Source organism: Chitinivibrionia bacterium, from assembly GCA_009779925.1.
Taxonomy (GTDB): domain Bacteria; phylum Fibrobacterota; class Chitinivibrionia; order Chitinivibrionales; family Chitinivibrionaceae; genus WRFX01.
Genome location: WRAZ01000008.1, coordinates 49,062 through 73,249 on the forward strand (window position 1 = coordinate 49,062; position 24,188 = coordinate 73,249).

Consider the following 24,188-nt stretch of genomic DNA (forward strand, 5'->3'; position numbering starts at 1 on the left):
AAAGGAAGGTTTTTTAGTGAAAATATCGATTATTATTCCGCTTTTTAATGAAGAAGAAAGTTTGAAAGAGTTGTTTTCTGCTATTCAAAACGCTATGCCCAAGGCATTTTCTTACGAAGTAATCTTTGTTGATGACGGAAGCAACGATAATTCGGCGCAAATAATAAAAGATATAATTTCAGAAGTCGGCGACAAAACAGCAAAGCTTATAAGTTTCGGAAGAAATTACGGAAAATCGGCGGCGTTAAGCGTTGGATTTTCTGCGGCGCAGGGCGATTATATAATAACGATGGACGCAGATTTGCAGGACGACCCCGCGGCAATCGGCGACCTTGTAGCCAAAATAGAAGAGGGACCATACGACGTAGTTTCGGGTTGGAAAAAAGTGCGGCACGACCCTGTATTGACCAAAAATATCCCATCGAAAATATTCAACTTTGTAGTATCGCAGATGTCGGGACTTAAACTTCACGATTTCAACTGCGGCTTTAAAATTTACAGAAAAGAAGCGGCAAAGTCGCTCGAAGTTTACGGCGAAAGACACAGATTTTTACCGATTTTAGCGCATTGGAACAGCTACAAGGTAAGCGAATGCCCTGTTCCGCATCACCCGCGAATTTACGGAAAATCCAAATTCGGAATAAACCGTTTTTTTAACGGAGCATTTGACTTTGCAACGCTTTTGTTTTTGCGCAAATATATGAGAAACCCTCTGCATTTCTTCGGAATGATAGGACTTTTGCTTATCGCTTTGGGCGGAGGAATTCTGGGATATTTCGGCTTTGTTTGGGCGACGACTTTTGAACTGCACATTCGCCCGCTTTTTTTGCTGGGGGTTATGTCGGCTATTTTGGGCGTTCAGTTTTTCTCCATAGGGCTTATCGGCGAAATGATAACCAATCAAAACAAAGAGCGCAAGTACACAATAAAAAAAACAATAGGAATTGACGTGTTATGAAGTATAAAAGTAAATACAGAAGCAAAAAAGTAAAAAAAATTAACATACCGCTCAGCAAAATTTTGAAAAAAGGCGCACCGATTTTGATAATTGCCTTTGTTGTCGGCTATTATATCAGCACTTGCGGAAAAAAAACGGAGCAAACGCCGCAAGAAAGCGAAAAAACAGCGGAAACAGCAAAAGAAAGACCTGCCGCCGCTCAAAGAAACGCCCGATTTACAGCAAATGACCTCAAAAAGCTTATGGAGCAGTTCCCGCCGAATTTAACGCAAGACCGCGATACCGTCCGTTGGCAAAGAACTGAGGTTATCCGATATTTCAGCATAGACACAACCCTGCAAAGAAGAGCGCAAAACCAATTAAACAGAGCAAGAGGCAGGTATGCGGCGGTCGTTGCAATTAACCCCGAAACAGGGCAGATTATTTCAATGGTATCTCACAGAGACCCCGAACTTCCCGAAATTGCACCGAATATGGCGCTTTCAAGCAGATTTTTGGCGGCGTCCATAATAAAAACCGTCACGGCTCAAGCGGCATTCGAGAATATGGATATTACCACCGCTTCCACATTTCGTTTTCCCGGAAGAGGCACAACGCTTTATCGCGCACAGTTTACCCCTCTTGAATTCGGCGAAAGAGCGAACGAGACAACTTTTGCGCAAGCATACGCACGGTCAACAAATCCTGTTTTCGGATGGATGGCGCTTCATCATATCGGGCGTTCCACTTTGCACAACACGGCGGAAAGATTTGGATGGAACTCCCCTATTCCCTTTGAAATGCCCGTCGATATAAGTTATTTTCCCGAAACTACTCCCGACAACATAAACAATGCCGACTCTTTGGCGTTTTTGGGTAGCGGCTTTCACAGAGGAACAACCCTAAGCCCAATTTTGGGCGCGCTTATGATGGCTTCCATTCTAAACCAAGGCGTTATGATGGCGCCGACCCTTGTGGACAGTGTAGTAGATATGCAAGGACGCAGACTTTACAAAGCAAACACGCGCAAATGGCGACAAACAACCGCAAACGACATCGCCGACAGTTTGTTGGTTCTCAAACGGGCAACTACAAGCAGTGGTTCGGCGCGCAGAACTTTCAGGGAAGAACGCAGAACGTTTTTGTCGGGAACGGCAGGGCAAAATGTTGTTTCAGGCGGAAAAACAGGCACTTTAACTAACGACTTGGGACGAAACGAGTGGTTTGTCGGTTTTGCAAAAGACACAACCAGAAATATTACCATAGCAACAAGCGTTGTTTTGGTTCAGCCCACCACGTGGCACTTACGTCCATCACAAATTTCCGCAAATATTATGTACGAACACGTCCGAAGAAGACAGCGAGTTCTTGCCCAAGAAGTAAGAACGCAAGCAGAAGCGCAAAGAGAAGAAGCAGTACAAAGAGCGGTTGATGACGACGGCTACGAAGAATAAAGAAAACAGGAGACAAAATAAAAATGAGCGATAAAACTTACACAGCGTTTTTGGCGATTATCGGTCGCCCGAACAGCGGAAAATCTACCCTTATGAACGCAGTTTTGGGGCAAAGTCTTGCGATAGTATCAAATATGCCGCAAACCACGCAAAAAACAATGCGCGGAATTTACACAGACGGCGATACGCAGATAGTCATAATGGACACCCCCGGAATTCACAAAGGCAAACACCTGCTCAACAAAATGCTTTACGAACAAAGCATAAGCGTTCTCAAAGACGACGGAATAGACATTATTTGCTATATGGTAGATATGATGCGGGATTTCGGCGATGAAGAAGACGAAATTGCGCACAAAATAGAAAAATCGCCGACAAAGGCAAAAATCGTGGTAATCTTCAACAAAGTCGATAAAGTTCCTATAGAAAAAGGTATGGCAAAAGTCGATGAATTTAATGAGCGATACCAGTTTTTGGCAGACGCTCCAAAACTGCATTTGTCGGCATTGGCGGAAAATTCGTCGGAAAAATTTATAGAATTTGTGCGACCGTTTATCCCCGAAGGTCCGCATTTTTATTCGCCAGAAGACATAACCGACAGCGATATGCGCTTTATTGCCGCCGAATGTATCAGAAAACAGATAATAAACTACACAAAAGAAGAAGTCCCCCACTCGGTTTTTGTGTCGATAATTTCGTATAAGGAAGGCGACGAACTTCACGAAATAGCCGCCGACATTCACGTTGAAACCGTAGGACAAAAGGCGATAATTATAGGCGATAAAGGACAGATGATTTCAAAAATTCGCCAAAACGCGCAAAAAAGAATGCGGGGAATTTCGGGTGTAAAAACCAATTTTACGCTTTTTGTAAAAATTACACCGAATTGGCGCGAAAAAGAAAACTTTTTGACAGGCGCAGGATTTTAAGGCGACAATCGGACGACGAATGCCTAAAATCGCTCTATTTTTTGTTTGGACAACCATTGCCTTTGCGCAATTTAACGAAAACGAACTCAGAACAGCCGCCTCAATTCACCAAAACATTGACGAGAGAAGGTCAGCTCATTTTACAACAACTCGACAAAGAGGTACACAACCGAGGTATTTTGTCTGCAACTGCGAAAACTTTAACATAACATTCGACAAGGGGCTTGCCGTTTTACAAAATTACACTGATTACGAAAACCGTTTTCAATACATTTTACGCTCGCAAAACACCGAAGAAAATTTTTGGTTTTTCGTGCTTGGAATAAATTTTGTGAGGACGTGGCTTTGGGGAGAAGTGAAAGAAGAAATCGGCGAAGATGAAGCAAAAATCTCTTTTATTCAAAGTGAAAGCGACATAAATTTTTCGGATTCGGTAAAAGCTATGATGGTCATAAACTTTGAAGAATTGATTTTGCAGTGGAATTTGATAAGATTAAGCGATACTTCTTCGCGCTTTTGCCTGACTGCCGCCGCTGTGCCAAACAGCCCCGTGCCCCAGTGGCTCATAAGAGCGGCTCTGCGAAGAATAATCCCCCGAACTTTGCGGGCAATAGCGCAATAAATGTAGGGGCGTATTGCATACACCAGATTTCTGTCGGATATTTGGGCGTATGCAATACGCCCCTACTCCAAATTCAGTATTTCTACAACTTTTTTGTATAATTCATCGGGAGTATCTGCTAAATGGTGCGGGTTTATCAATTCTAAAACCTCGCGCGAATCCCAACCCCACGAGACCGAAACAACTTCAACACCCGCCTTTTTGCAAGCGACTACGTCTCTGCTTTCGTCGCCGATATAGACAATGTTTTCACGAGCTATTTCGTGTTCGGCTAAAAACTTTTTGATTGTTTTGTGCTTCACAAAAAGCGAACGCCCTTTGTCGCAATAAACCTCCGAAAAAAGTTCAAAATTGTTTTTAGACAGATATTTTCGTATATTTTCTTCTTTGTTGCTCGAAATTATTGCAAGTTTGCAACCTTTTTCTATAAATTTTTCGCAGACCGCTTTCAGTCCCGAATATACGGCAAAATTACCCATGTGTTTTAAGAAGCCTTTACGCGCCGCGCTTATTACAAACGGTAATTTGTAAAAAGGAATTTTGAGGTAAGCGATTTTTTCCGCCGCCGTCATATCGCGCAGAGCAAGCAATTCTTCATTGGCGATTACTTTAAGTTTATACTTTTTAGCAACATTTTCGTTCCAAAGTTTTACCAAAGCGTCGGTTGTTTCGGAAATAGTTCCGTCAAAGTCAAAAATTACCCACTTCTCGTTTTCCACTAATCAATATTCTCCCGTTTTAATCTTTCTTTAAAAATGTATTTTGCCGCAACGACTTCCCATTTTTTAGCAAATTTCTCACTATTTTCGTATATTTTCGCCTCAGAAAGCGAGCCAATCTGCATTATTTTGTCGCAAACGGCAGCAATTTTTTCTTTTGGGGCAAGTTTTTCAAATTTACCGAAATCGCTTCTTTCGTTTTTACGCAGGTTTTGGTATGCAAGTTTTACCGCTTCTTCGGGTTTTACTCCAAATTTTAATGCGGTTTCTTCAACGCCGAAGTCAAAGATTTCGTTGTATATCGCCGAAGCTAATTTTTTCGCTCTGTCGCGTTTTTCGACAAGCAGTTTGGCAGGCGATAAATTTGCTTCCGACATAATATATTATTTTCCTCCGAGCTCAAACAAGTAAAATACGTTTTTCACACTAACAAAAGCAAGGGCAAATAAAACAGGGACGAAAAATTCCGTCCCTGTTTTTATTAAACTCAAAATCTATTACCTCAACATTGAACGCAATGTAGTGTTAAAGTTTTGATTGTGAATACGAATCATATACATTCCCGTCGCCATTCTGCCAAGCGGAAGGCTGTTTACACCCGCTGTAAGATTAACGTCTCTGAACGATTGCACCACACGACCGTTCGCCGTAATAATATCAACATTGTAAACGCCCGCTCTTGCAATACTCAAATTGAGATTGTTTGCCGTCATTCCCATAATTGCGGTGCGAGGCATACTATTGCGAACAGGTGTCGATGCAAGTCCCGAAGGATTACCGCCGCCGCGACCATCATTAACCTCTGCTTCACCGAGCGACAAAGTCGTTGCACCGTGGTGGAAAGTAAAATCACGAACAGCAATGTAGTTGCGCTGAGCTCTGACGCGTTGTATCAACTGTGCGTAATTACTATGGTTGCTTCTCCAAGAAAATTGACCTGCAAGAGGTTTTTGGACGCGGATTTCAATCGCAGTAACAGTCCGCAAAAATTCTTCTGTCGGCGGGTTCAAGCCCATCCAAGCGGTTCGGGTCGCCAAATTATCAGTCAAACCGACATACTGCTGTCTTTGGAAAGCGTGCAACGGGATTTGTCCGCTGGCAATCCATCTGTTCCGATTGATGTTGTTGTTATCATTCCAATTATTGAAGCCGTTCAAATTGCTCAATGTGACCTCAAACGGGTATTGGTTATCAATATCCTGTCCGGTCAACAGGCGAATGGTTATCGGCGCGGTAATGGAATAATTGAGCGAAATGTGCGTTGTTCCCACAGGTATTGTCGCAGGCGCCGTAAATCCTGTTACGATAGCGTCAAGGTTGTTTGCGGCTTGGTTGACACTGATTTCAAGACCGTTATCGAGCGTTCCCGCTTGAACAAGCGAGGCACTTCCTGCTGCTCCGTGATTAAAGAACTGCCAACTGTTTGCGGGAACTGTAGTCGCCTGCGAACCTACTCTTACCTGCGCCGCAAGTCCTGCAACATACTCGATTGTCTGACGACCCGACAAGAAATACGCACCCTGCGCAAGACCGTGATTAACAAAGTCTTCATAAACCGCAATTCTGTCTCTCCAAGTATTCCAACCGTTAGTAACGTTTAAGCCGTAAGACGACGCATTTAAACCGTTAAGCAGAGTTGCGTAGTCATAGATAGGCGTAAAGTAGTCGGTGTGCGAACCGATTTGAAACGGCGCACGTCCGCCGCTCATACGCATAGCCAAACTATGATTTAAAGTTGCCGTTGCAATTTGTCTGGTCGCTCCCCACAAGATAAACAAGTTAAAATCGAAGCCAGTAATACGTCCCTGTTGCAAGAATTGATTTCTGTCGGCTTCAGTCGGAGTTGTTCCGTCCACAGCGCCTGTGGTTATCGCGACGTAGTTGTTCCAGATTGCTTGACGATGGTTTTCGGGAACTATGAAAACCGAAACAGGATACTGCCACAACCCCGTAGGCAAAGAGTCCCAATTGCTTCGGTTGGAGCCGACCGCGCGTTGCCAAGCAACGTTGGGCGAGCCATTACAAATTGTATAGGGCCAAAGGAAATTCGAGCCGTCAACATTGTATTCATAGCCTTCTTCGAGACCTGTGTCAAACAAATAACCCAACTGTCTGAGAGCGTGTTGCAAATTTGAGTTTACTTCGAGGCGAGGCGCTCTGAAACCGACAACGTCTTGAGAACGTAGATCGTTCGGGAAAGCAAGCAATAATTCCTCTTCACCGAGTTCAATAAGTCCTTTCCAACCGTTAACGGAAAGCGCACGTCCTGCTTGATTTTCCCAACCCATATACTGCCAAGAATTACCTTCTCTTTGTCCGAAATGTGCAACTTGGTCGATAATCATCTCTTGTCCGTCGGGCATTGTTATACCTGTCATTCTTCCACCTGCAGCCATACCTTCGCCGCCCCAACGTTCGAAGCCGTCAACAAACGCTTGCCCCATATTAGGTCTTCTGTATGGATTTCCCGCACTGAGAGGCAACGGCGAATTAGTCTCCATGTGGTCAATGGTGTGGTTGCCGATTTCGTGTCCTAAATTAATCGCTCTTCTGAATATAGCATCGATTTCTCCGCCTGCAAAATGCAACGCCATATTTCTGTTCAACATAGCTTCTCTTGTGTTAAATATTGCGTGCTCTCTTCCCCAAGCGACCGCAACTCTGCTGTGGCGCGCATCTTGCCCTGTTCCCACCGGATAAAACGCATCGTTAGGAACGAAATACCCGAACCTCGACTCTCTTGATTGCCAATTTACGGGAGATGTCGGAGTAAATAAACCCGATATAACGTTAAATGTCATAGTAATCGGAGAACCGTCAGGGTTATTTCTTGTTCTTACAGGACCAGGTATAGGACCGACTAAACGCCAACCAGTCCACGATTGTTCTTGTGTCCAAGGATGAGTTGCAGGCGAAGACCCCGCGCCCATCCAACCCATTGCTTCCCAAATCTGCCCTTCAAATATAACGCGCATAGGAGTATTCCAGTTATCTCTCAGCGGAGTCCATTGTGGAATAGGATTTCTGTCAACAGTAACTCCCGATAAAGCATAAGCCGCCCACGACATTCCCATATCGCCTTCATAAATACTTAATTCATTCGGACCGCCAGGAGCCCAATCTCCCTCAACACGAACACCACCAACCCAGTTAATCGTCTGAAAATTAGTAGTACTCGGTCCTTCGTAGTTCGTTCCCGTGATTCCAGAATACGCATTGTCATCCCAAATGAACGACACTATTTGTCTTACGTTCGACGCATTACCCGTCGGCGGCAACGGCGACGGAAACACCGTCGGTCTTGCAAACGCCGTTGATGCGATAAAGAAAAGCGCGAGCGCTGCCAAGCGCGAGCGCTGCCAAGCGCGCCGAATGTTTTGTTTTTTAAGCATAGACATAAAAACCCCCTAATCCTTAATTTAATACTTACTTCCTAAGTATAAATTTAATACAAAAAATGATTTTCTGCCCGTTTTTTTTATTTGCGATTAAAGATTACCGATAAACGAACAAAAAAAAGAGAAACCGCCAAAAGGCGGTTTCTCTTTTTTTTGACGTTCAAATTTATCAGTATCCGCCGAAATTATCGTCGGTAAACGGAATCATTGTTTCCGCTTTTGTGGCAGTCTTTTTCGCCGCCGCAGGCGCGTTGTATCCGATTTTTCCTACGGGTTTTGCAACGGCAACGCGTTTGTTTACGCCAAGTCTTTGATTTTGCATTCTTCTGTTTTTAGCGTCTTCGCCTTCTACAATGCCTATAAGGTCGCCAACCAAATCGTTCATTGACAGCGCTTGACCGTTCAATTCTTCTGAAGCCGCCGCCAATTCTTCGGACGCGCTTGCATTGGATTGCGTAACCTGATCCAAACTGCTTACCGCTTTATTAACTTGCTGAACGCCTTTTGCTTGTTCCTCCGCCGCTGTTTTAATTTCGGCTATTATGCTGGCAATATTTTGCGAGGATTCGGAAATTTCACTGATAACGACGTTAGCGTCTTCAGCCAACGAAACGCCTTTTTTGGAATTATGCTGTGATGTTTCTATGAGAGCCGCAGTCTTTTTTGCGCTTTCGGCGCTTCTTTGAGCAAGATTTCGCACTTCTTCCGCAACAACTGCAAAACCCTTACCAGCTTCACCTGCGCGAGCCGCTTCTACCGCCGCGTTAAGCGCAAGAAGATTGGTCTGGAACGCAATATCGTCTATGTCTTTAAGAATTTTCGCTGTTTCGTTGCTTGAATTTTCAATATCTACAACCGCGTCTTTGAGGCGTTTCATTGCTTCTCCGCCTTCCTGCGATTTTTGCAGGCTTGATTGTACCATGTGGTCTGCGCTCGCCGCATTTTGAGCGGTATTTTGAGTCATAGAAGACACTTGGTTAAGCGAAGCCGAAATTTCTTCCAGATTTGCCGCCTGCTCGCTCGCGCCCGAAGCCATCCCCTGCGAAGAGCCCGAAATTTCGTCCGCCGCAGTCGTAACCTGATTACTTCCTTCCGAAAGTCCTTCGATTGCGTGCGTTATAGGCATAACTATGCTTCTTGTTATAAGGATACACAATATTATACCCAGAATTACAGCGACAATAAGAAGGATAATAGTTGCTACCGTGCTCAAATGCAAAGCCGTAGCCGCGTCCGAGGTCTCTGTTTGAATACGCTCGAGCGTTAATTCTACAAGAGTGCCTATAGCGCATTCGAGCGTGTTTACTTCGTTGGTAATTCTCGCTCTGACGTCGCAACGTTGTCCCTGAGTGTTGATAAATTCCTGCACAAGATTAATGAATTGGTCAAATTTGGGACGAGCGGCAGAGTATCTTGCTCTGTAATTTTGCGCAAGCGTCGGCGAGTTAATCAACGTGTCAAAATATCTGTTAAGCGTTCTGAACCTCGCTATCATTGCCGCTCCGCCGACAGTATCCGTCGATTGCGCAAAAATGTTTACGTCCACACGCGCCTGAAGCGAGCCCGCCAAAAGAGACACCGCGGCATTGCGGTCTGCTTGCGTCGAAGACGGCGTTCCGTTTTCTTGGTCGTTAACTATGGCGGCTCTTATAGCTATAACCTCGTTAACGCCTTGAGCCGCCAATTCGGCAAATCGACGTTGCACATCCGATTGCCTTGCTCCGAGCGCAAACAAATGCCCGATGGAATCGCGAAGCGGCGCCACGCGCGCTCTGTTTTGCGACATAAAAGTTTCGAGATTAGGTAAATTTGCCGTTATCAACAATTTATCCGCTTCTTTGAACAATGAATCCATTTGCGTAAGACGAGACATAACCAATTCGGCAACGGCAGGGTCTGAACCAAGCGCAAACCTTTCGAGATTAAGCACAATTCTTGCGCCCATCTCCGCCATCGGAGCTGAAATTCCGATACTCGGTGCGGTTTGTCTCGCAACTACGCCGGACGTATTTCCCGCGCTAATCATATTCACAGACGCTACAATACCGATAATACCGGCAATCACCAACAACACGGTTGCAAGCGCTGTAATCTTAGCGCTCAGTTTTAGTTTATTAAACATAAAATACCCCCTTAAAAAAAATTAAAAAATGAAAAGTTGCTATCAATTCTATTTATTCGCCACGCAAAAAAAATGCGAGACAAGCAAATACCCAGAATTGCTAACAACCAATTTTTTTAAGATTTTTTAAGATTTTTCTTTAAGATTTTTTTATGTTTTACGAACGTCCGAATTTCCGCCAAAATACAGCTTTCGGTAAAACACAAGAATAATATAATAAACTTCTACGGCTTTTGTCAAGTTTTTTTTGCATTTTTTTTAAAAGGCGGAAAAATTCCCGCCCTTATCACTCTGTTTATTACCTATCGCCGTAATTTTTTTCCATCCAGTTTTTGTATTCGCCGCTTTTTATGTTTTTTACCCACTCGCGGTTGTTAAAATACCACTCCACCGTTTTTTTGAGCCCGTCGTCAAAAGTGTAATCTTGCTTCCAGCCCAATTCGGCTTTGATTTTTGAGCAGTCGATTGCGTATCTTCGGTCGTGCCCGGGGCGGTCTTTCACAAAATTTATCAGTTTTTTGTAATAATCCTTATCTTTACCTGAAATTTCGGCGACAGTTTCGCACAAAACATTCACAAGTTTCAGATTTTCCCACTCGTTTTCGCCGCCGATGTTGTAGCATTCGCCCGTTCTTCCGCTTTGCATAATCGCCCAAACCGCGCTGTTATGGTCTTCCACAAAAAGCCAATCGCGGACGTTTTTTCCGTCGCCGTAAACAGGCAACGGTTTTTCTTCGAGCATATTTTCAATCATCACGGGAATAAGTTTTTCGGGAAATTGGTAATATCCGTAATTATTCGAGCAGTTCGACAGCGTAATCGGCATATCGTAGGTGTGAAAATACGCGTTTACAAGGTGGTCGCTACTCGCTTTGGAAGCCGAATACGGGCTTCTCGGCGAATAAGGCGTGGTCTCGGTGAAATATCCGCTTTCGCCTAAACTTCCGAAAACCTCGTCGGTGCTTACGTGGTGGAACAGGCAACGGTTGCCCCCCGTTTTTCCGTCAAAATTATCGTTCCAATAATTCCTTGCCGTTTCCAACAAATTAAATGTTCCCAGAATGTTTGTGTTTATGAAATCCGACGGTCCAAGGATTGACCTGTCCACGTGGCTTTCGGCGGCAAAATGCGCGACCGTGTCTATGTTGTATTTCGTAAATGCGGCTTTTACCGCTTCGATGTCGCAGATGTCGCCTTGGACGAATGCGTATCGCGGGTCGTTGGACAAATCCGCCAAACTTTCCAAATTTCCTGCATAAGTCAATTTGTCGAAATTGACGATTTTCCCGTTAAAATCCGTTTTCGTCAGCAGAAATCGGATAAAATTAGAGCCGATAAATCCTGCTCCGCCCGTAACCAAAATGTTTTTTAATGCTCTCAAAATGTCTCCTTTTTTTTATCTATCTACAGTTGCGGTGAACGCGAATGTCGTCGTTTGTCCGGCTCTTACGGCTACCTCGAACCGAGCGGTGTTTGCGTCAACTTGCGTGTGGCGCTGATTGCTTCTTATAGTCCAGTTTCCGTGAATAATTTCTTCAAAAAGCACGGTAATATTCTCTCTTTTATGGTTGGAAATCGATACTTCTTTCGTGAATTCCGAGCGGCGGTCGTTAACTTGGCGTTGCGCGGTTGTGCGCACAAAGCAGGTTATGTCGAACGCAGTGCCGCTTCTGAGGGTTATATGTTCGTTTATGGGAGTATGGCTTACGTTGTCTTCGCCGTCAAAAACGTTTTTATCGCCGTCTTTTCTGTAAATTCGCACAACGCCTCGCGGAAACGGCAAATTAAGATTGTTTCTTTGACCTGTCTGAAAAGTAATTTCGCTTACAACGTCGTGCCTAACGCCCATTTCACCGTCTTGCGCCGCCCCGCCGCCCCGCCGACTTACAGGTTGCGGAAAAGATTGCCCCGACCTGACCCTGTATCGTCTTTGAACGTTAATTTGCGGCGCCGAAAACATCTCGATTTGCTTCGTCTGATTTTCGCGTATCGACACAGGGCGCGCTATCGAATACAAATGAAATTCGTCAAAACTTCTCTGCTCTACTCCGCCCCCAAAATCCTCCGCCATCATCGGAGCGGACATTACCATTCTCGCTTGGCGCATCATCTGGTTTTGAGGAGCAACCATATTAACATCGCCCGCAATAAGGCGCAAATTCGCGTTTTCGAATGCCGCGCCCGACTGGTTTGTCAGCGTTATCCACGCGGTTATCGAGGCGTTTTTTTCGTTGTCGGCAAGAAGCATAACATAATCGGCGTTCCACGAAAATCCTTCGGTCAAATACGAAACGTCCGCCTTTACATTAGCCGCTCTTTGCGCCTGCACAAGCCATTTAAGCGTGGGGCGAGCAAAAAGGTTTTCGGGAAGTTCGGGAAGAAGAATTTGTCCTTCAAATCCAAGCACAATTTTACCGTCCACTTCAAATATCGGCTGAAAATTGTTTGCTATCAGCCTCGCGGGAACTCTTGCAATATTGCCGTTGCCCGTCAAAACGCCGTTCTGGTCGATAAGCGTAATTTCTCTTCCGACAAATTTGTTCAAAAGCGCCTCTCGCGAAATAAGGTCGAACTCGTAATTTTGCTCCAAAACCCTAAATCCGCCGCCCGAAACAATAAGCGATTGCGGAATAATGCTCTGAGCAACCCCCTCAAAACGAACGTTTGAAACTCCCGCGGGAAGCGAAATCTGCCTTATCTCCTGCACAAGCGCGCGGTTGTTGTTGTAAATCGTAAGGTTAAGCGCCTCTCTGTTTTCGGGAAGCGACACCACCGTTTGCGTAGCCAAAACCGCCACAACCGACAAAAGCAGACCTGTAAATATTTTGCTTTTCATAAGTTCTCCTTATTATTGTTGAGAATTTTTTCAGCGCTAAAATACTATTTGCCGTTTTTAATTGGCGCAATTATGTATTTTATGTAATCAAAAACAGAAAAAAGGAGAATTTATGCGAACGATGAATGGGGTTTATGACGGCAAATCTGTTAAATTAAACAGAAAATGCGAATTAAATCAAAGATGCAATGTCGTAGTTATATTTTCTGAAAATTATAAACCTGTAAAACGAAAAATTAGCCCGCTCGATAATTTGTTGGGCAAAATAAACAATAATAATATTCACGAAGAAGCTGATTTTGGAGTACGAGAAGGCAACGAAGTATGGTAATTAACAATTATATTCCCGACCGTAAAGACATCGTTTGGTTAGAATTTTCTCCGCAATCGGGACACGAGCAAAGAGGAAAGCGCCCCGCCATAGTTTTATCGCCGCTACAATACAATCTTAAAACAGGGCTTGCAATTTTTTGTCCGATAACGAGCAAAATAAAAGGATATCCATTTGAAGTAAAAATTGAAAACCAAAGAATACAGGGAGTTGTTTTGTCCGACCAAGTTAAAAGTTTTGACTGGAAAAGTCGCGGAGTCCAATTTATTTCCAAAGCAACCGATTATGAGATTGAAAGCGTTGTTTCAAAATTAAGTATTTTGATAGGCTATTAACAAGGACGTCAATCTTGCCAAAATATACTGAAATTCTACCAATAGAAAAAAAATTGTGCGAACGGGAATTTGCTCTCGCGCAAAAAGGAATTTTGCTCGAAAAAATCAAAGACGTTCCTTATGGCGTTCAGATTTCCGCGGTCGGACAAAAAACCGCCGTTGAAGGAAAACTCACCGTTTATTATTCCGATAAAAAGGGGCTTTCTGTTGTTGAAAACACCGACAATCCTATAACAAAAGTAGCCGCGGCAATCATAGACGGGCGCGAAATTTCCAAAAAAACTAACCAAAGCAAAAAATTTGTCCCGCATTTTGGCTCGGACGAGGCGGGCAAAGGCGACTTTTTCGGTCCTTTAATTACCGCGGGATTTTGCTTGGACAGCGTTGATACGCGCAATGACTTAATAGATATGGGCGTTTGCGACAGTAAAAAACTGAACGATGTTCAAATTTCCGCATTGGCGAAAAAACTGCACGCAAAATACAAAAACAACATATCCATAATGCGCCCGTCAGTCGAAAAATACAATAGTTTATATGCCTCTTTCAAAAACTTAAACATTCTTTTGGGCTGGTCGCACGCAATGGTTATGGAAGAATTAAGGGACAGATTTCCGCAAATAAACCTTGCTATTTTCGACAAATTCGCAGAGCAAGGCGTAGTAGTGCGCTTCCTTAAAAAGCACAAAGACCTAAACGTCGAAGCGCTTGTTCACGGAGAAGACCACGACATTGCCATTGCCGCCGCTTCAATTATTGCACGGGACTGTTTTGTCCGAAAAATGAGCGATTTGTCGCAGAAATTCGATATGAAAATTCCTTTGGGAGCAGGAAACATTGTGATTAAAGTCGGCAAGGAATTTATCAAAAAACACGGAAAAGAAAATTTAGTAAACGTCTGTAAAACGCATTTCAAAACCATACAAGAATTGGGGTAAAAAAAATGATAAAAACAGCAATCGGACAAGACTCGCACAGATTTGAAACCGAGGACTTAACAAAACCGCTGATTTTAGGCGGCGTAATAATCCCGAATGAGGTCGGACTTGCAGGAAACAGCGACGCCGACGTTATTTTGCACGCACTCACAAACGCAATTTCGGGAATAACCACCGTAAATATTTTAGGCGCAAAAGCCGACGAACTGTGTCTTGGCAAAGGCATAAAAGACAGCAACGTATATCTTCAAAAAGCGCTTGAATACTTGGACGGATACAAAATAATGCACGTATCCTTTTCGGTCGAAGCCAAAAAACCGAAAATGTCGCCGCATATAGATAAAATCCGCGAAAACGTCGCCAAATTGCTCGGCATTTCCGCAAACTGCGTTGCAATGACCGCAACCAGCGGCGAAGAACTCACCGATTTCGGCAGAGGGTTGGGGGTGCAGGTATTTGTGGTGATTACTGCGCAAAAACTGTAAGATTTTTAGCCACATTCTACTTTTCACTTCTTTTTAAGCGCGGCACAATTTATATTTAATATGCAAAAACGAATAAAAGGGGATAAAATGGACGGATACAAGCAAAAATTTATTGAATTTATGGTAGAATGCCAAGTTCTTACTTTCGGCGATTTTACTACAAAAAGCGGACGAAAGACCCCGTACTTCATTAACACGGGAAAATACGAAACGGGCGAGCAAATCGCAAAACTCGGCGACTTTTACGCCGAAGCGATAATGGCGGACTTTAAGGATTACGACGTTCTTTTCGGTCCTGCATACAAAGGTATTCCTCTTGCGGTTGCAGCGGCAACGTCTCTTGCAAAAAAAGGTAAAAACGTTCGTTTCTGCTTTAATCGAAAAGAAGTAAAAGACCACGGCGAAGGCGGCGCAATTGTCGGCGCAAAACTTAAAGACGGCGATAATGTTCTTATTATAGAAGACGTAACCACCGCGGGAACTTCCATAGCCGAAACGCTTCCGCTCCTCAAAAATGCGGCGAACGTTAAGGTATCGGGGCTTATTGTTAGCGTAAATCGGCAAGAAAAAGGCGCGGACGAAAGAAGCGCATTCACACTTATTTCACAGGATTACGGAATTACGCCGCGCGCAATAGTCAGCATTGACGAAATAGTGGAATTCGGCTACAAACGCGAGGTCGGCGGTAAAATTCTCATAGACGAGGATTGCAAAAAACGAATTGACGATTACCGCAACCTTTACGGAGCAAACTGATTGTGGATGAAGAAATAATTGTCGGTCAAGAAATAAAAGACATACGCACGTTTGACGCGTTCATACTTTCCGTCGGCAGATTTATTGTCGATGGTATTGCGGAATTTGGTCAAATGATGGCATTTTTGCGGAAAAGCCTTTTTGCAAAGCCAAAACTTTCTTCGATTTTTGAACAATTTAACCTCATAGGTCTTCAATCCATTCCTATTTGCCTTTTGGCTTCTATTTTCACGGGATTTATTGCGACTTGGCAAGTTAAGGCTCTCGCACAGGACTTTATCGGGCTTCAATATTTGGGAATGATAGTGCTTAAAGTTGTGACTTCCGAACTGGGACCCACCTTGGTAGGGCTTGTTTTGGCGGGAAGAATAGGCGCGAAAGTAGCCGCTGAAGTCGGAACAATGCGTGTAACAGAGCAGTTGGACGCACTCGTTTGCCTCTCGCTCGACCCGCTTAAATACGTAATTGCCCCTCGAATAATAGCGGCATTTCTAATGACTCCCGTTATGTTTGTTTTCGGTTCAATCGCCGCAATTGTCGCCTCGCAATTGATAGCCTCCGCCGTGTTTGATTTGCATCCCGGCACATTTTACAATTCAATGCGGCTTATGTTCAACATAAACGATATTTATATGGGGCTCGTGAAAAGCTTCATTTTCGGTGGAATTACGGGAATTACAGGTTGCTATTACGGATATTTCACCACGGGAGGCGCCGCGGGAGTGGGCGCTTCAACAAGAAACGCGGTAGTTTCAGCTTCGGTTATGATACTTGTCGCCAATCTACTTGTCAGCAAGGTTATGATGTAATGAAAATTCAAAAAACCGCCCCGCTTTTCATTGATTTATCGTTCTTGGAAAAGTTTGTTCTCAACACATTTTTCATTATAATTATGGGATACATATTTTTGACGGGGTTCTACAGAAATTTCTTGCTGATGAACGACTTACGTCAACTTGCAACCGTTGTACCGCTTATTTTAATTGTCCTGTTTTTTGTATCGCGCATAGTTTCTTTACACAACAAATCCGCACTTTTTAAAGAAAGCGACGGTCGTCTCCAAACTCCTGTCTGGAATTTTTACAAAGGCGGCAAAAGAATAAGTTTTGATTGCGGCGAGATTTCATCCGTAAAAAAGTCGTTTTGGGGACTTTATTCATCATTCGTTTTCACGATTGGAAATATAAAAATCCGCATTCCCGCAGAATTGCGAAACGTCGGCGAGCTTATTTCGGAATTATCCGGACATTTGCCGAAAGAGCAGGTCGCCGCCCTCGCCGAATTTCACAAAAACGCGCAATGTGTATCTTTTGAAATGGAAAAATCGTCTAAATTTTTGCGGATTTTTTGCTTTCTTATTCCACCGATTTCATTTTTTATCGTCCGAGTTGTTTGGGGAGTATTTTCGGAAGTTATAACATTTTTTTGGATATTTATTTCACTTATACTCCCGTTTTTCGGAACTATAATTCACTGGATTTTACTTAAAACCACCGTTTCAAATTTCGCTGTATTTTCGAGAGTTTCCGCGCTTTTTCCTATTTTCGGCGCGCTTTTATATATGACTGTCGGGATTGTTTATCGCCAATTTTATCTGTGGCTGGTTTTTAATTTTCGGACGTTGTGATTATCTCCCCGTATGCCCAAAACCACCTGCGCCGCGGGTGGTCTCCGATAAATCGTTTGCTTCTACGAAATTGCCGCATACGACTTTGGCAACTACCGCTTGCGCAACTCTTTCGCCGCGATTTATTGTGAACGGCTCGTTGCTTAAATTTATAAGCAGTACAAAAACTTCGCCTCTGTAATCTGCGTCTATTGTTCCGGGGGCGTTTAGCACGGTTATCCCAAACTTAGAAGCAAGTCCGCTTCGGGGGCGGATTTGAACTTCGTAGCCGATTGGTATTTCAAAAACCAAACCCGTCGGAACAAGAAGCCGCTGATTTGGCTCCAGAAGCATCGGCACCTGATTTGCGGCGCGAATATCCATTCCCGCGGAAAAAATTGTCATTCTTTGCGGCACGGACAATTCGGGGTTGTGCAAAAGACGTTTTACGGGAATAGGAATTGTGTTGCGAAAATACGAATAAAGCGTTTTCAGGCTCTTTGCAAAACCCGAATTACTCTTTCCGTTGAGTTTAAAAAACGGCATTCCTACCGATTTTGCGCCTTCGCCGTCGGTGTCGTTTCTGTCGCCGATCATCAAAATTTGCTGCATTTGCAAGTCCAGCATTTTGGCAACTTCGGTAAACGGTCGCGAATTTGGCTTAAGCGCGCCGAAATCTTCCGACGAGGCGCGAACGTCAAAGAGATTTTTGTCGAAACCGAGCGCTTCCAGACGTTCGTCAACAATTCCGTAATCCGACAAAACCGCCGTTTTTACGCCTATGCTTTTTAAGTATTTTACAAAACTAACGAATTGCAAGCGGTTTCTGTGCCAAGAAAGAGATTTTATGAACGCGGGATAAAAAACGTCGCGCTCAAAATTTTCGGGAACTCCCGCATTTTTCAAATCTTGGGCGATTGAAGAATGCAAATTTTCTTTTGTACCAAAGTCTATGCCCTGTTGCGCGTGTCGAGTTTTTAAGTATTTAAAAAAATGACGACTTTTCGGAAACGTGTTCAGAAACATCGAAAAGCGAACGCTCTTTTTCATAGCGTAAAGCGTGCCGTCCAAGTCAAAAATTACTCCGGAAAATGCCATTTTCTATCCTCTCTTTGCCAATTCGAGGCACGATTTGTAAATGCTTTCAAAAATTACGGGCAGTTCGTCGGTCGGCGTTGATGAAAACGCAATTCGCAAAAGTCCCTGCAACTGAATAAGTCCTATGGAATGTTTTTCGGCAAGCAGAATTCGCACGTTTTCGGAGTCTATGCCGTTTTTGGGTCTTACGCACATAAAATAGCCCGAATTAAACGGAAGCGCTTCAAAATAATTGGCGTAATCGAGGTTTGCCGCTAAAATTTCTTTTATTTTGTCGTAGCGTTTTTTGAGAAGACTGTATTTTTCGCACTTTTCTTCGGAGTAGTTTTTAGCTTTGTACGCGTCTATTAAAAGAACTTGGCTGACTTTTGAGGCGGACGAAATCTGCTCTCTTATAAACCCTGCAACTTTTTGCTCAAGCGCGCCGTAAAGTTCGGGATTGCCGCCTTTAACGCCGAAAGTCAGAAATCCTGTTCGCAGTCCCCAAGCGTAATCTTCTTTTGTAGGACCGTCGATTTTTACCGCCAAAATATTTTCGTGGGCGTTTGCCAAAAGCGCAAAAAGCGACTCCGTAAAAACGCCTTCTTCGTAAACCAAGCCGAAATACGCGTCATCGACAATTACGGCGATACTGCTTCCGCGCTCTGCTTCTTCCACTAAAATATCGCGAATTTTATGCGCTTCTTCGATTGTCGGCGTATAGCCCGTGGGATTGTTGGGAAAATTAAGAAGCACGACCTTTTTGCCAACGCCGCCGTCTGCAAGCGCGTTTTTCAGTCCTTCCGTATTATAATTTCCGCTTTCTGCAAAAGTCTGAAAACTGCCGCGTTCCGCACCCGTTGAGCGGCAAAGCACCAATTCATAATTTTCCCAGAAATAATCGGATATAATTACGCAGTCGTCCGCGTCCAAAAACATTTGCGCCGCTATATAAATTGCGTGCGTAAGAGCCGAACTTACAACAGGAAGCGAAATTGGAACGCCCGCAAGAGACGGGTTTTTCTCGAACATCATTTTTTTCCATAAATCGCGCAATTCAAGCTGTCCCGTAGGCGGCGCGTATTGAAACGCCGTTGTTCCTTCCAAGCGCGTAAGCTCCGCCAAAGCGGGCAGGCAGGCAGTCGATTTGTCTTCTTCGAGCGCAATGCCGATTGTCGCGTTTATTTTGCAGTTGCGAGCCGCCGCCGTCTGCGCCAAAATGCCTTGAGCAGGGAAATAAACCTCTTTCCCTTTACGCGACAATACATTCATAATCTTAGGATTATGTTTTTCGATAATCGCGTTTAATTCCTGCGCCTGAACATTAAGTTCCAATTTTTCCTCCATTTTTATTGGAATATAATATTTGCCGAAACTAATAAAGGGCAAAAAAAAATTTAAATGTTTTACCCTGTATGCTCACTTATTTACAGCTCTAATTTTTTATGCCCTTTATACATCGCGTTGCGTTTTGCGGCGATTTCTTTGTCTTCCAAATATTCTTCAAAACCAACGGGGCGGTCGATTACTCCGCTCGGCGTAAATTCGACTATGCGATTTGCCACCGTGTTCAGAAATTCGTGGTCGTGCGAGGAAAACAGCACTGCTTCGGGAAACTTTATCAGCCCTTTGTTGAGCGCGGTTATCGATTCCAAATCCAAGTGGTTGGTGGGCTCGTCCAAAATAAGAGCGTTCGCGCCCGAAAGCATTGAGCGCGAAATCATACATCTCTGTTTTTCGCCTCCAGAAAGAACGTTCGACGGCTTTTGCGCTTCTTCGCCCGAAAAAAGCATTCTGCCCAAACAACTGCGGACAAAAGTGTCGTCCTGCGTATTCAAAAACGAGGAAAGCCAAACGATTAAATTGTCGGCGCTCTTAAAAAATTCGGCGTTGTCGCGCGGCATATACGATTGTTTTATGGTAACGCCCCATTCAAATGTTCCCGAAATCGGCTTTGCGTTGCCCGAAATCACGTCGAAAAGCGCCGTTTTTATGTTGTTGTTGTAGCCGATAAACGCGATTTTGTCGCCCGCGTTCACGTTCAGATTAAAATTCTCAAGCGTTATTTCGTCATCGACTTTTACGCACAAATCTTTTACGTTCAGGATATTTTTCCCACATTCTCTTTCGGGTTTAAATTCGACGTACGGAAATTTCCGAGAAGAAGCGGGAAGTTCGTCAACCGTCAATTTTTCAATCATTTTCTTACGGCTCGTCGCCTGTTTTGACTTTGCCACGTTGCTCGAAAATCTGCGGATAAAGTCCTGCAACTGCGCTATTTTCTGGTCGCGTTGTTTGCCTTCCGCTTGACGTTGCGCCGCCGAAAGTTGGCTCGCCTCGTACCAGAAATCGTAGTTTCCGACGTAAACTTTTATTTGTCCGTAGTCAATATCGGCAATGTGCGTACAAACTTGGTTCAGGAAATATCTGTCGTGCGAAACCACAATAACGGTGTTTTCAAAGTCCGCCAAAAAATTCTCGAGCCATTTTATCGACTCGATGTCGAGGTGGTTGGTCGGCTCGTCCAAGAGCAGAATGTCGGGATTGCCGAAAATCGCCTGCGCAAGCAAAACGCGGACTTTTTCGCCGCCGTCCAAGCTTTTCATAAGGACTTCGTGCTTGTCGGTCGAAATTCCGAGACCTTCGAGCATTGTGCCCGCGTCGCTTTCGGCTTCGTATCCGCCGATTTCGCCGAATTCGCCGTAAATTTCCGAAAGGCGCATTCCGTCTTCGTCGCTCATATCGGTTTTTGCTTCGAGCGCGTCTTTTTCTTTAAACAATTCGTAAAGTTTTTTGTGTCCCATAAGAACGGTTTGCATAACCGTAAATTCGTCGAACGCATAATGGTCTTGGCGCAAAAACGAAAGACGTTTTTTGTTTTCAACGGCGATGTTTCCTTTTGCGACTTCCAATTCGCCCGACAAAATTTTAAGGAATGTCGATTTTCCCGACCCGTTCGCGCCGATAAGCCCGTAGCAGTTGCCCGGTGTAAATTGCAGATTAACGTCCTTAAACAGCGTTTTAGCGCCAAATGTATGCGTTAAATTCTCAACCGAAATCATATTTTTCTCCTTTTGGTGTATTTTTTGTAGGGAAAATACGTTATGGGCGACGGTCGCCTCCCCTTTTTTTGATATAATCGGTTATAAAATGGAATATTGCCTAAAATACAAGATTTTTCTGTAGATTTGCGTGGTAATAATGTATTTATCTTCTGCAAAAACAATAAATTTCGCCGAGTTTTAATGAAAGTATTGATTTTTTACTTGAAAATATAGTATATTATATATGACTGAACCTGCCACGCCTATGATTTAAGAGAAATCTTTAATTATGCGGACCACGGCAGGTCTTTTTTTTTGAGGAAAAATTATGACAAAACAGTATGCGAAACCTCCTAAAACATTAGATGAACAAATAGATATTTTGATTTCAAGAGGCGTTGTTGTTAAAAATCGAGAATTCGCTCGTAAAATACTTCTGGAAGTAAACTATTATCGCTTCTGCGGATATGGCTTATCGTTTGAATTGTTTGACAGTGACGGCAATAGGCAAGATAAATTTAAGAACGGAACTACATTTGAACAAATTTGCGAATTGCATAAATGGGACGTTCAATTAAGAGATTTGTTGTTTGGAGCTCTATCTTGGTTTGAAATTGCTTTAAGGTCGATATTGAATTACGAGATGAGTACTGCTTCACAAAATCCGTTTTGGTATTTGGATTTTAATCTGATAAACAATCAAGATATTTCGGCGCACATATTGAATTACTGCAAAAAAGAAAAAACCGAATATTCTAACGGAAACAGAAAAAAAGAAGTTTTTTTACAAAGCTACTGGACAAAATATCAAAACGATGAAATTCCTTGCTGGATATTAACAGAAGTATTGCCTTTTGGAGTTTGGTCAAAATTGCTTAATTCGCTCATAGATACCAATGCTGTTAAAAAAATATCTCAACATTTTTCGGTGCCGCCAAACTATCTTATTTCGTGGGTGCATAGTTTATATATGCTTCGCAATAAGTGCAGTCATCACAATCAATTGTGGAACCGAACCTTTGGAATAAACCCCATGAAAACAAATAAGTTGAAGAAATTAAAATTTCCTGAATACAGATTAGGCATTGTTTTGTATATATTGATTGACGTTATGCAAAACGACAAAGAAAGACAAAAAATGTTTGTTGATAAATTAAACGATTTGCTAAAAAACTGTCCGTTAGATTTTCACAAACCACTGGGAATACCGCAAGGCAATCTCTCCATCTGATTTATTGCGTTTGCAATACTGATTTACCCCACAAAAAAACCATCGGCGCAAAGTAAACCCTTTGCGCTTTTTTACAATTTCCACACAATTTTCACCCAAAATCAAAATAATCCCGTAACCCACCAAAAACAAAACGTATTTTCTAAAATTGAAGGCAACAAAAAAGGAAATAAAAATGTTAACGTCGAACAAAAAACTTAACATAATGAAAGCGCTTTGCTGGGACTACAACGTGTCTCAGCAATCTATGTTAGACGTTATTGAGGGACGAGCGGAGACAGCTGACGGCGTTTTTGACAGAGAAAAACTTTTGATAAGGTGTTTGGAGCGGCTTCCTTGGCACTATATAACAACGCTATGGGATAAAAATGTTATGATGAAACTTTACAATCCCGAATTATCAAAAAGGTTATTTCCGAAACAAAAAAGGAGCGAAATAGATGGAATGTTCTCAATATTACGAAAAGAACCTCTACCCCATACAGGATGGGGTGATGAATATAGTAAGTCGTTGCAACGCACATTTTTATCTGACAGGTGGAACAGCGCTAAGCAGGGCGTATTACAATCATAGATATTCCGACGATTTGGATTTCTTTGTAAACAACGACAATTCGTTTATTGCGCAAGTTGAAGAGATTATCGCAAAATTAAACGAAGCGGGAATAACAATCAACAAAAACGTGCAAATGCAAAAAAGAGAATATATTTATTCATTTTACGTTTCTTGGGATAAATCGGACGTATTATTAAAATTGGACTTCATAAACGACATAAACGCGCATTTCGGAGAAATACAATCTACCAATTTATTTCATCGTATTGATTCCAAACGAAATATTCTATCCAACAAGATAACCGCGCTTTTTAGGTATGCAAATAAAGATGTTGCAGATTTGAGAGAATTGGCTTTGCACGAAAAGTTTAATTGGAACGAAATAATAGAGGAAGCGTGCCAAAAAGAAGATGGAATAGACATAACTTTAATTTCCGATATTCTCAAAAAAATGCCTCAGGCAGAATTTGAGAAAATTCGGTGGATAAACAAACCGACTTGGGAGCAATTCAGAAACGATATTGACACAATTTGCTACGATATGGTTTGCGGCGGAGATAATTCTCTTTCTTAGATAAACTCAAAACTGCCCAGATTGCGGCAGTTCCCCACAATTTTCACCCAAAATCAAAATAATCCCGTAAACCACCGAAAACAAAACGTATTTTTGTTGTTGAACTTAAACAGGGGTATTATTATGCAAACGCTTTTAGAGCCGAAAGAGAGAATATTCAATCTTGTGAATGAAATGAACGGTCTGCAATTATTAGAAATTGCAAACTACGCTCAATTTATTCGCTACAAAAGCGACA

23 protein-coding genes and 1 pseudogene are annotated in these 24,188 nt (G+C 43.1%); 14 read left to right on the plus strand and 10 right to left on the minus strand.

The window, feature by feature from the left end:
• The first annotated feature begins 16 nt into the window (after window positions 1-16).
• The 4 genes from FWE23_04325 to FWE23_04340 are packed head-to-tail and all read left to right on the plus strand — an operon-like array spanning window position 17 to window position 3,942.
• Entirely contained in the window at window positions 17-958 is a 942-nt protein-coding gene (locus FWE23_04325) for a glycosyltransferase family 2 protein (protein ID MCL2844662.1), read from the plus strand.
• On the plus strand, window positions 955-2,391 hold the full coding sequence (locus FWE23_04330) for a penicillin-binding transpeptidase domain-containing protein (protein MCL2844663.1): 1,437 nt from the start codon (window positions 955-957) through the stop codon (window positions 2,389-2,391). The genes FWE23_04325 and FWE23_04330 overlap by 4 nt, the downstream gene beginning before the upstream one ends.
• Window positions 2,392-2,414: 23 nt before the next feature.
• On the plus strand, window positions 2,415-3,320 hold the full coding sequence (era, locus tag FWE23_04335; GenBank protein ID MCL2844664.1) for a GTPase Era: 906 nt from the start codon (window positions 2,415-2,417) through the stop codon (window positions 3,318-3,320).
• A gap of 19 nt (window positions 3,321-3,339) precedes the next feature.
• Window positions 3,340-3,942 (plus strand): hypothetical protein, encoded by a 603-nt coding sequence (locus tag FWE23_04340; protein ID MCL2844665.1) that lies wholly within the window; start codon window positions 3,340-3,342, stop codon window positions 3,940-3,942.
• A gap of 62 nt (window positions 3,943-4,004) precedes the next feature.
• On the opposite strand, the gene FWE23_04345 is transcribed toward FWE23_04340, so the two are convergent.
• The 6 genes from FWE23_04345 to FWE23_04370 all read right to left on the minus strand — a co-directional run bounded on the left by FWE23_04345 (window position 4,005) and on the right by FWE23_04370 (window position 13,017).
• Window positions 4,005-4,661, minus strand: coding sequence for an HAD hydrolase-like protein (locus tag FWE23_04345; protein MCL2844666.1), 657 nt, complete (start codon window positions 4,659-4,661; stop codon window positions 4,005-4,007).
• Window positions 4,661-5,038: a hypothetical protein gene (locus tag FWE23_04350; GenBank protein MCL2844667.1), complete on the minus strand. Its 378-nt coding sequence runs from the start codon at window positions 5,036-5,038 to the stop codon at window positions 4,661-4,663. The genes FWE23_04345 and FWE23_04350 overlap by 1 nt, the downstream gene beginning before the upstream one ends.
• Window positions 5,039-5,158: 120 nt before the next feature.
• Entirely contained in the window at window positions 5,159-8,059 is a 2,901-nt protein-coding gene (locus FWE23_04355) for a T9SS type A sorting domain-containing protein (protein MCL2844668.1), read from the minus strand.
• 169 nt (window positions 8,060-8,228) lie between these two features.
• On the minus strand, window positions 8,229-10,181 hold the full coding sequence (locus tag FWE23_04360; GenBank protein MCL2844669.1) for a methyl-accepting chemotaxis protein: 1,953 nt from the start codon (window positions 10,179-10,181) through the stop codon (window positions 8,229-8,231).
• A gap of 298 nt (window positions 10,182-10,479) precedes the next feature.
• The gene (gene rfbB / locus FWE23_04365) at window positions 10,480-11,562 is read right to left on the minus strand and encodes a dTDP-glucose 4,6-dehydratase (protein ID MCL2844670.1); all 1,083 of its coding nucleotides are present in this window, start codon (window positions 11,560-11,562) and stop codon (window positions 10,480-10,482) included.
• Between the two features lie 15 nt (window positions 11,563-11,577).
• The gene (locus FWE23_04370; protein MCL2844671.1) at window positions 11,578-13,017 is read right to left on the minus strand and encodes a hypothetical protein; all 1,440 of its coding nucleotides are present in this window, start codon (window positions 13,015-13,017) and stop codon (window positions 11,578-11,580) included.
• Window positions 13,018-13,129: 112 nt separating this feature from the next.
• On the opposite strand from FWE23_04370, the gene FWE23_04375 reads away from it, so the two are divergent.
• From FWE23_04375 to FWE23_04405, 7 genes are all read left to right on the plus strand, one after another.
• The gene (locus FWE23_04375; protein MCL2844672.1) at window positions 13,130-13,348 is read left to right on the plus strand and encodes a hypothetical protein; all 219 of its coding nucleotides are present in this window, start codon (window positions 13,130-13,132) and stop codon (window positions 13,346-13,348) included.
• Window positions 13,342-13,683, plus strand: coding sequence for an endoribonuclease MazF (mazF, locus tag FWE23_04380; GenBank protein MCL2844673.1), 342 nt, complete (start codon window positions 13,342-13,344; stop codon window positions 13,681-13,683). The genes FWE23_04375 and mazF overlap by 7 nt, the downstream gene beginning before the upstream one ends.
• A 14-nt stretch (window positions 13,684-13,697) precedes the next feature.
• The gene (rnhC, locus tag FWE23_04385) at window positions 13,698-14,621 is read left to right on the plus strand and encodes a ribonuclease HIII (protein ID MCL2844674.1); all 924 of its coding nucleotides are present in this window, start codon (window positions 13,698-13,700) and stop codon (window positions 14,619-14,621) included.
• Between the two features lie 8 nt (window positions 14,622-14,629).
• A complete protein-coding gene (ispF, locus tag FWE23_04390; protein ID MCL2844675.1) occupies window positions 14,630-15,106 on the plus strand; it encodes a 2-C-methyl-D-erythritol 2,4-cyclodiphosphate synthase in 477 nt (158 codons plus the stop codon).
• Window positions 15,107-15,193: 87 nt separating this feature from the next.
• Window positions 15,194-15,862, plus strand: coding sequence for an orotate phosphoribosyltransferase (gene pyrE / locus FWE23_04395; protein MCL2844676.1), 669 nt, complete (start codon window positions 15,194-15,196; stop codon window positions 15,860-15,862).
• Between the two features lie 2 nt (window positions 15,863-15,864).
• Window positions 15,865-16,671 carry an ABC transporter permease gene (locus tag FWE23_04400; protein ID MCL2844677.1) on the plus strand — a complete coding sequence of 269 codons (807 nt, stop codon included), beginning with the start codon at window positions 15,865-15,867 and terminating at the stop codon, window positions 16,669-16,671.
• On the plus strand, window positions 16,671-17,489 hold the full coding sequence (locus FWE23_04405; protein ID MCL2844678.1) for a hypothetical protein: 819 nt from the start codon (window positions 16,671-16,673) through the stop codon (window positions 17,487-17,489). The genes FWE23_04400 and FWE23_04405 overlap by 1 nt, the downstream gene beginning before the upstream one ends.
• On the opposite strand, the gene dut is transcribed toward FWE23_04405, so the two are convergent.
• From dut to FWE23_04425, 4 genes and pseudogenes are all read right to left on the minus strand, one after another.
• Window positions 17,490-17,873 (minus strand): dUTP diphosphatase, encoded by a 384-nt coding sequence (gene dut / locus FWE23_04410; protein MCL2844679.1) that lies wholly within the window; start codon window positions 17,871-17,873, stop codon window positions 17,490-17,492.
• A 189-nt stretch (window positions 17,874-18,062) separates the two neighbouring features.
• A pseudogene (locus FWE23_04415) lies at window positions 18,063-18,494 on the minus strand (HAD family hydrolase).
• 75 nt (window positions 18,495-18,569) lie between these two features.
• Window positions 18,570-19,880, minus strand: a complete 1,311-nt coding sequence (locus FWE23_04420; protein ID MCL2844680.1) for an aminotransferase class I/II-fold pyridoxal phosphate-dependent enzyme — start codon at window positions 19,878-19,880, stop codon at window positions 18,570-18,572.
• A 92-nt stretch (window positions 19,881-19,972) separates the two neighbouring features.
• Window positions 19,973-21,607, minus strand: a complete 1,635-nt coding sequence (locus FWE23_04425) for an ATP-binding cassette domain-containing protein (GenBank protein MCL2844681.1) — start codon at window positions 21,605-21,607, stop codon at window positions 19,973-19,975.
• Between the two features lie 310 nt (window positions 21,608-21,917).
• Between FWE23_04425 and FWE23_04430 the strand changes: the two genes are divergently transcribed.
• The 3 genes from FWE23_04430 (at window position 21,918) to FWE23_04440 (ending at window position 23,950) form a co-directional block, all read left to right on the plus strand.
• Window positions 21,918-22,820, plus strand: a complete 903-nt coding sequence (locus tag FWE23_04430; GenBank protein ID MCL2844682.1) for an Abi family protein — start codon at window positions 21,918-21,920, stop codon at window positions 22,818-22,820.
• Between the two features lie 175 nt (window positions 22,821-22,995).
• The gene (locus tag FWE23_04435) at window positions 22,996-23,394 is read left to right on the plus strand and encodes a hypothetical protein (GenBank protein ID MCL2844683.1); all 399 of its coding nucleotides are present in this window, start codon (window positions 22,996-22,998) and stop codon (window positions 23,392-23,394) included.
• A complete protein-coding gene (locus FWE23_04440; GenBank protein ID MCL2844684.1) occupies window positions 23,315-23,950 on the plus strand; it encodes a nucleotidyl transferase AbiEii/AbiGii toxin family protein in 636 nt (211 codons plus the stop codon). The genes FWE23_04435 and FWE23_04440 overlap by 80 nt, the downstream gene beginning before the upstream one ends.
• Window positions 23,951-24,188 lie beyond the last annotated feature (238 nt).

Excerpts from the sequence above, each read along its gene's own strand:
- FWE23_04330 (MCL2844663.1), top strand. The coding sequence starts at position 955 with ATGAAGTATAAAAGTAAATACAGAAGCAAAAAAGTAAAAAAAATTAAC.
- era (MCL2844664.1), top strand. The coding sequence starts at position 2,415 with ATGAGCGATAAAACTTACACAGCGTTTTTGGCGATTATCGGTCGCCCG.
- FWE23_04340 (MCL2844665.1), top strand. The coding sequence starts at position 3,340 with ATGCCTAAAATCGCTCTATTTTTTGTTTGGACAACCATTGCCTTTGCG.
- FWE23_04350 (MCL2844667.1), bottom strand. The coding sequence starts at position 5,038 with ATGTCGGAAGCAAATTTATCGCCTGCCAAACTGCTTGTCGAAAAACGC.
- FWE23_04355 (MCL2844668.1), bottom strand. The coding sequence starts at position 8,059 with ATGTCTATGCTTAAAAAACAAAACATTCGGCGCGCTTGGCAGCGCTCG.
- FWE23_04360 (MCL2844669.1), bottom strand. The coding sequence starts at position 10,181 with ATGTTTAATAAACTAAAACTGAGCGCTAAGATTACAGCGCTTGCAACC.
- FWE23_04370 (MCL2844671.1), bottom strand. The coding sequence starts at position 13,017 with ATGAAAAGCAAAATATTTACAGGTCTGCTTTTGTCGGTTGTGGCGGTT.
- FWE23_04375 (MCL2844672.1), top strand. The coding sequence starts at position 13,130 with ATGCGAACGATGAATGGGGTTTATGACGGCAAATCTGTTAAATTAAAC.
- mazF (MCL2844673.1), top strand. The coding sequence starts at position 13,342 with ATGGTAATTAACAATTATATTCCCGACCGTAAAGACATCGTTTGGTTA.
- pyrE (MCL2844676.1), top strand. The coding sequence starts at position 15,194 with ATGGACGGATACAAGCAAAAATTTATTGAATTTATGGTAGAATGCCAA.
- FWE23_04405 (MCL2844678.1), top strand. The coding sequence starts at position 16,671 with ATGAAAATTCAAAAAACCGCCCCGCTTTTCATTGATTTATCGTTCTTG.
- dut (MCL2844679.1), bottom strand. The coding sequence starts at position 17,873 with ATGACAATTTTTTCCGCGGGAATGGATATTCGCGCCGCAAATCAGGTG.
- FWE23_04425 (MCL2844681.1), bottom strand. The coding sequence starts at position 21,607 with ATGATTTCGGTTGAGAATTTAACGCATACATTTGGCGCTAAAACGCTG.
- FWE23_04430 (MCL2844682.1), top strand. The coding sequence starts at position 21,918 with ATGACAAAACAGTATGCGAAACCTCCTAAAACATTAGATGAACAAATA.
- FWE23_04435 (MCL2844683.1), top strand. The coding sequence starts at position 22,996 with ATGTTAACGTCGAACAAAAAACTTAACATAATGAAAGCGCTTTGCTGG.
- FWE23_04440 (MCL2844684.1), top strand. The coding sequence starts at position 23,315 with ATGAATATAGTAAGTCGTTGCAACGCACATTTTTATCTGACAGGTGGA.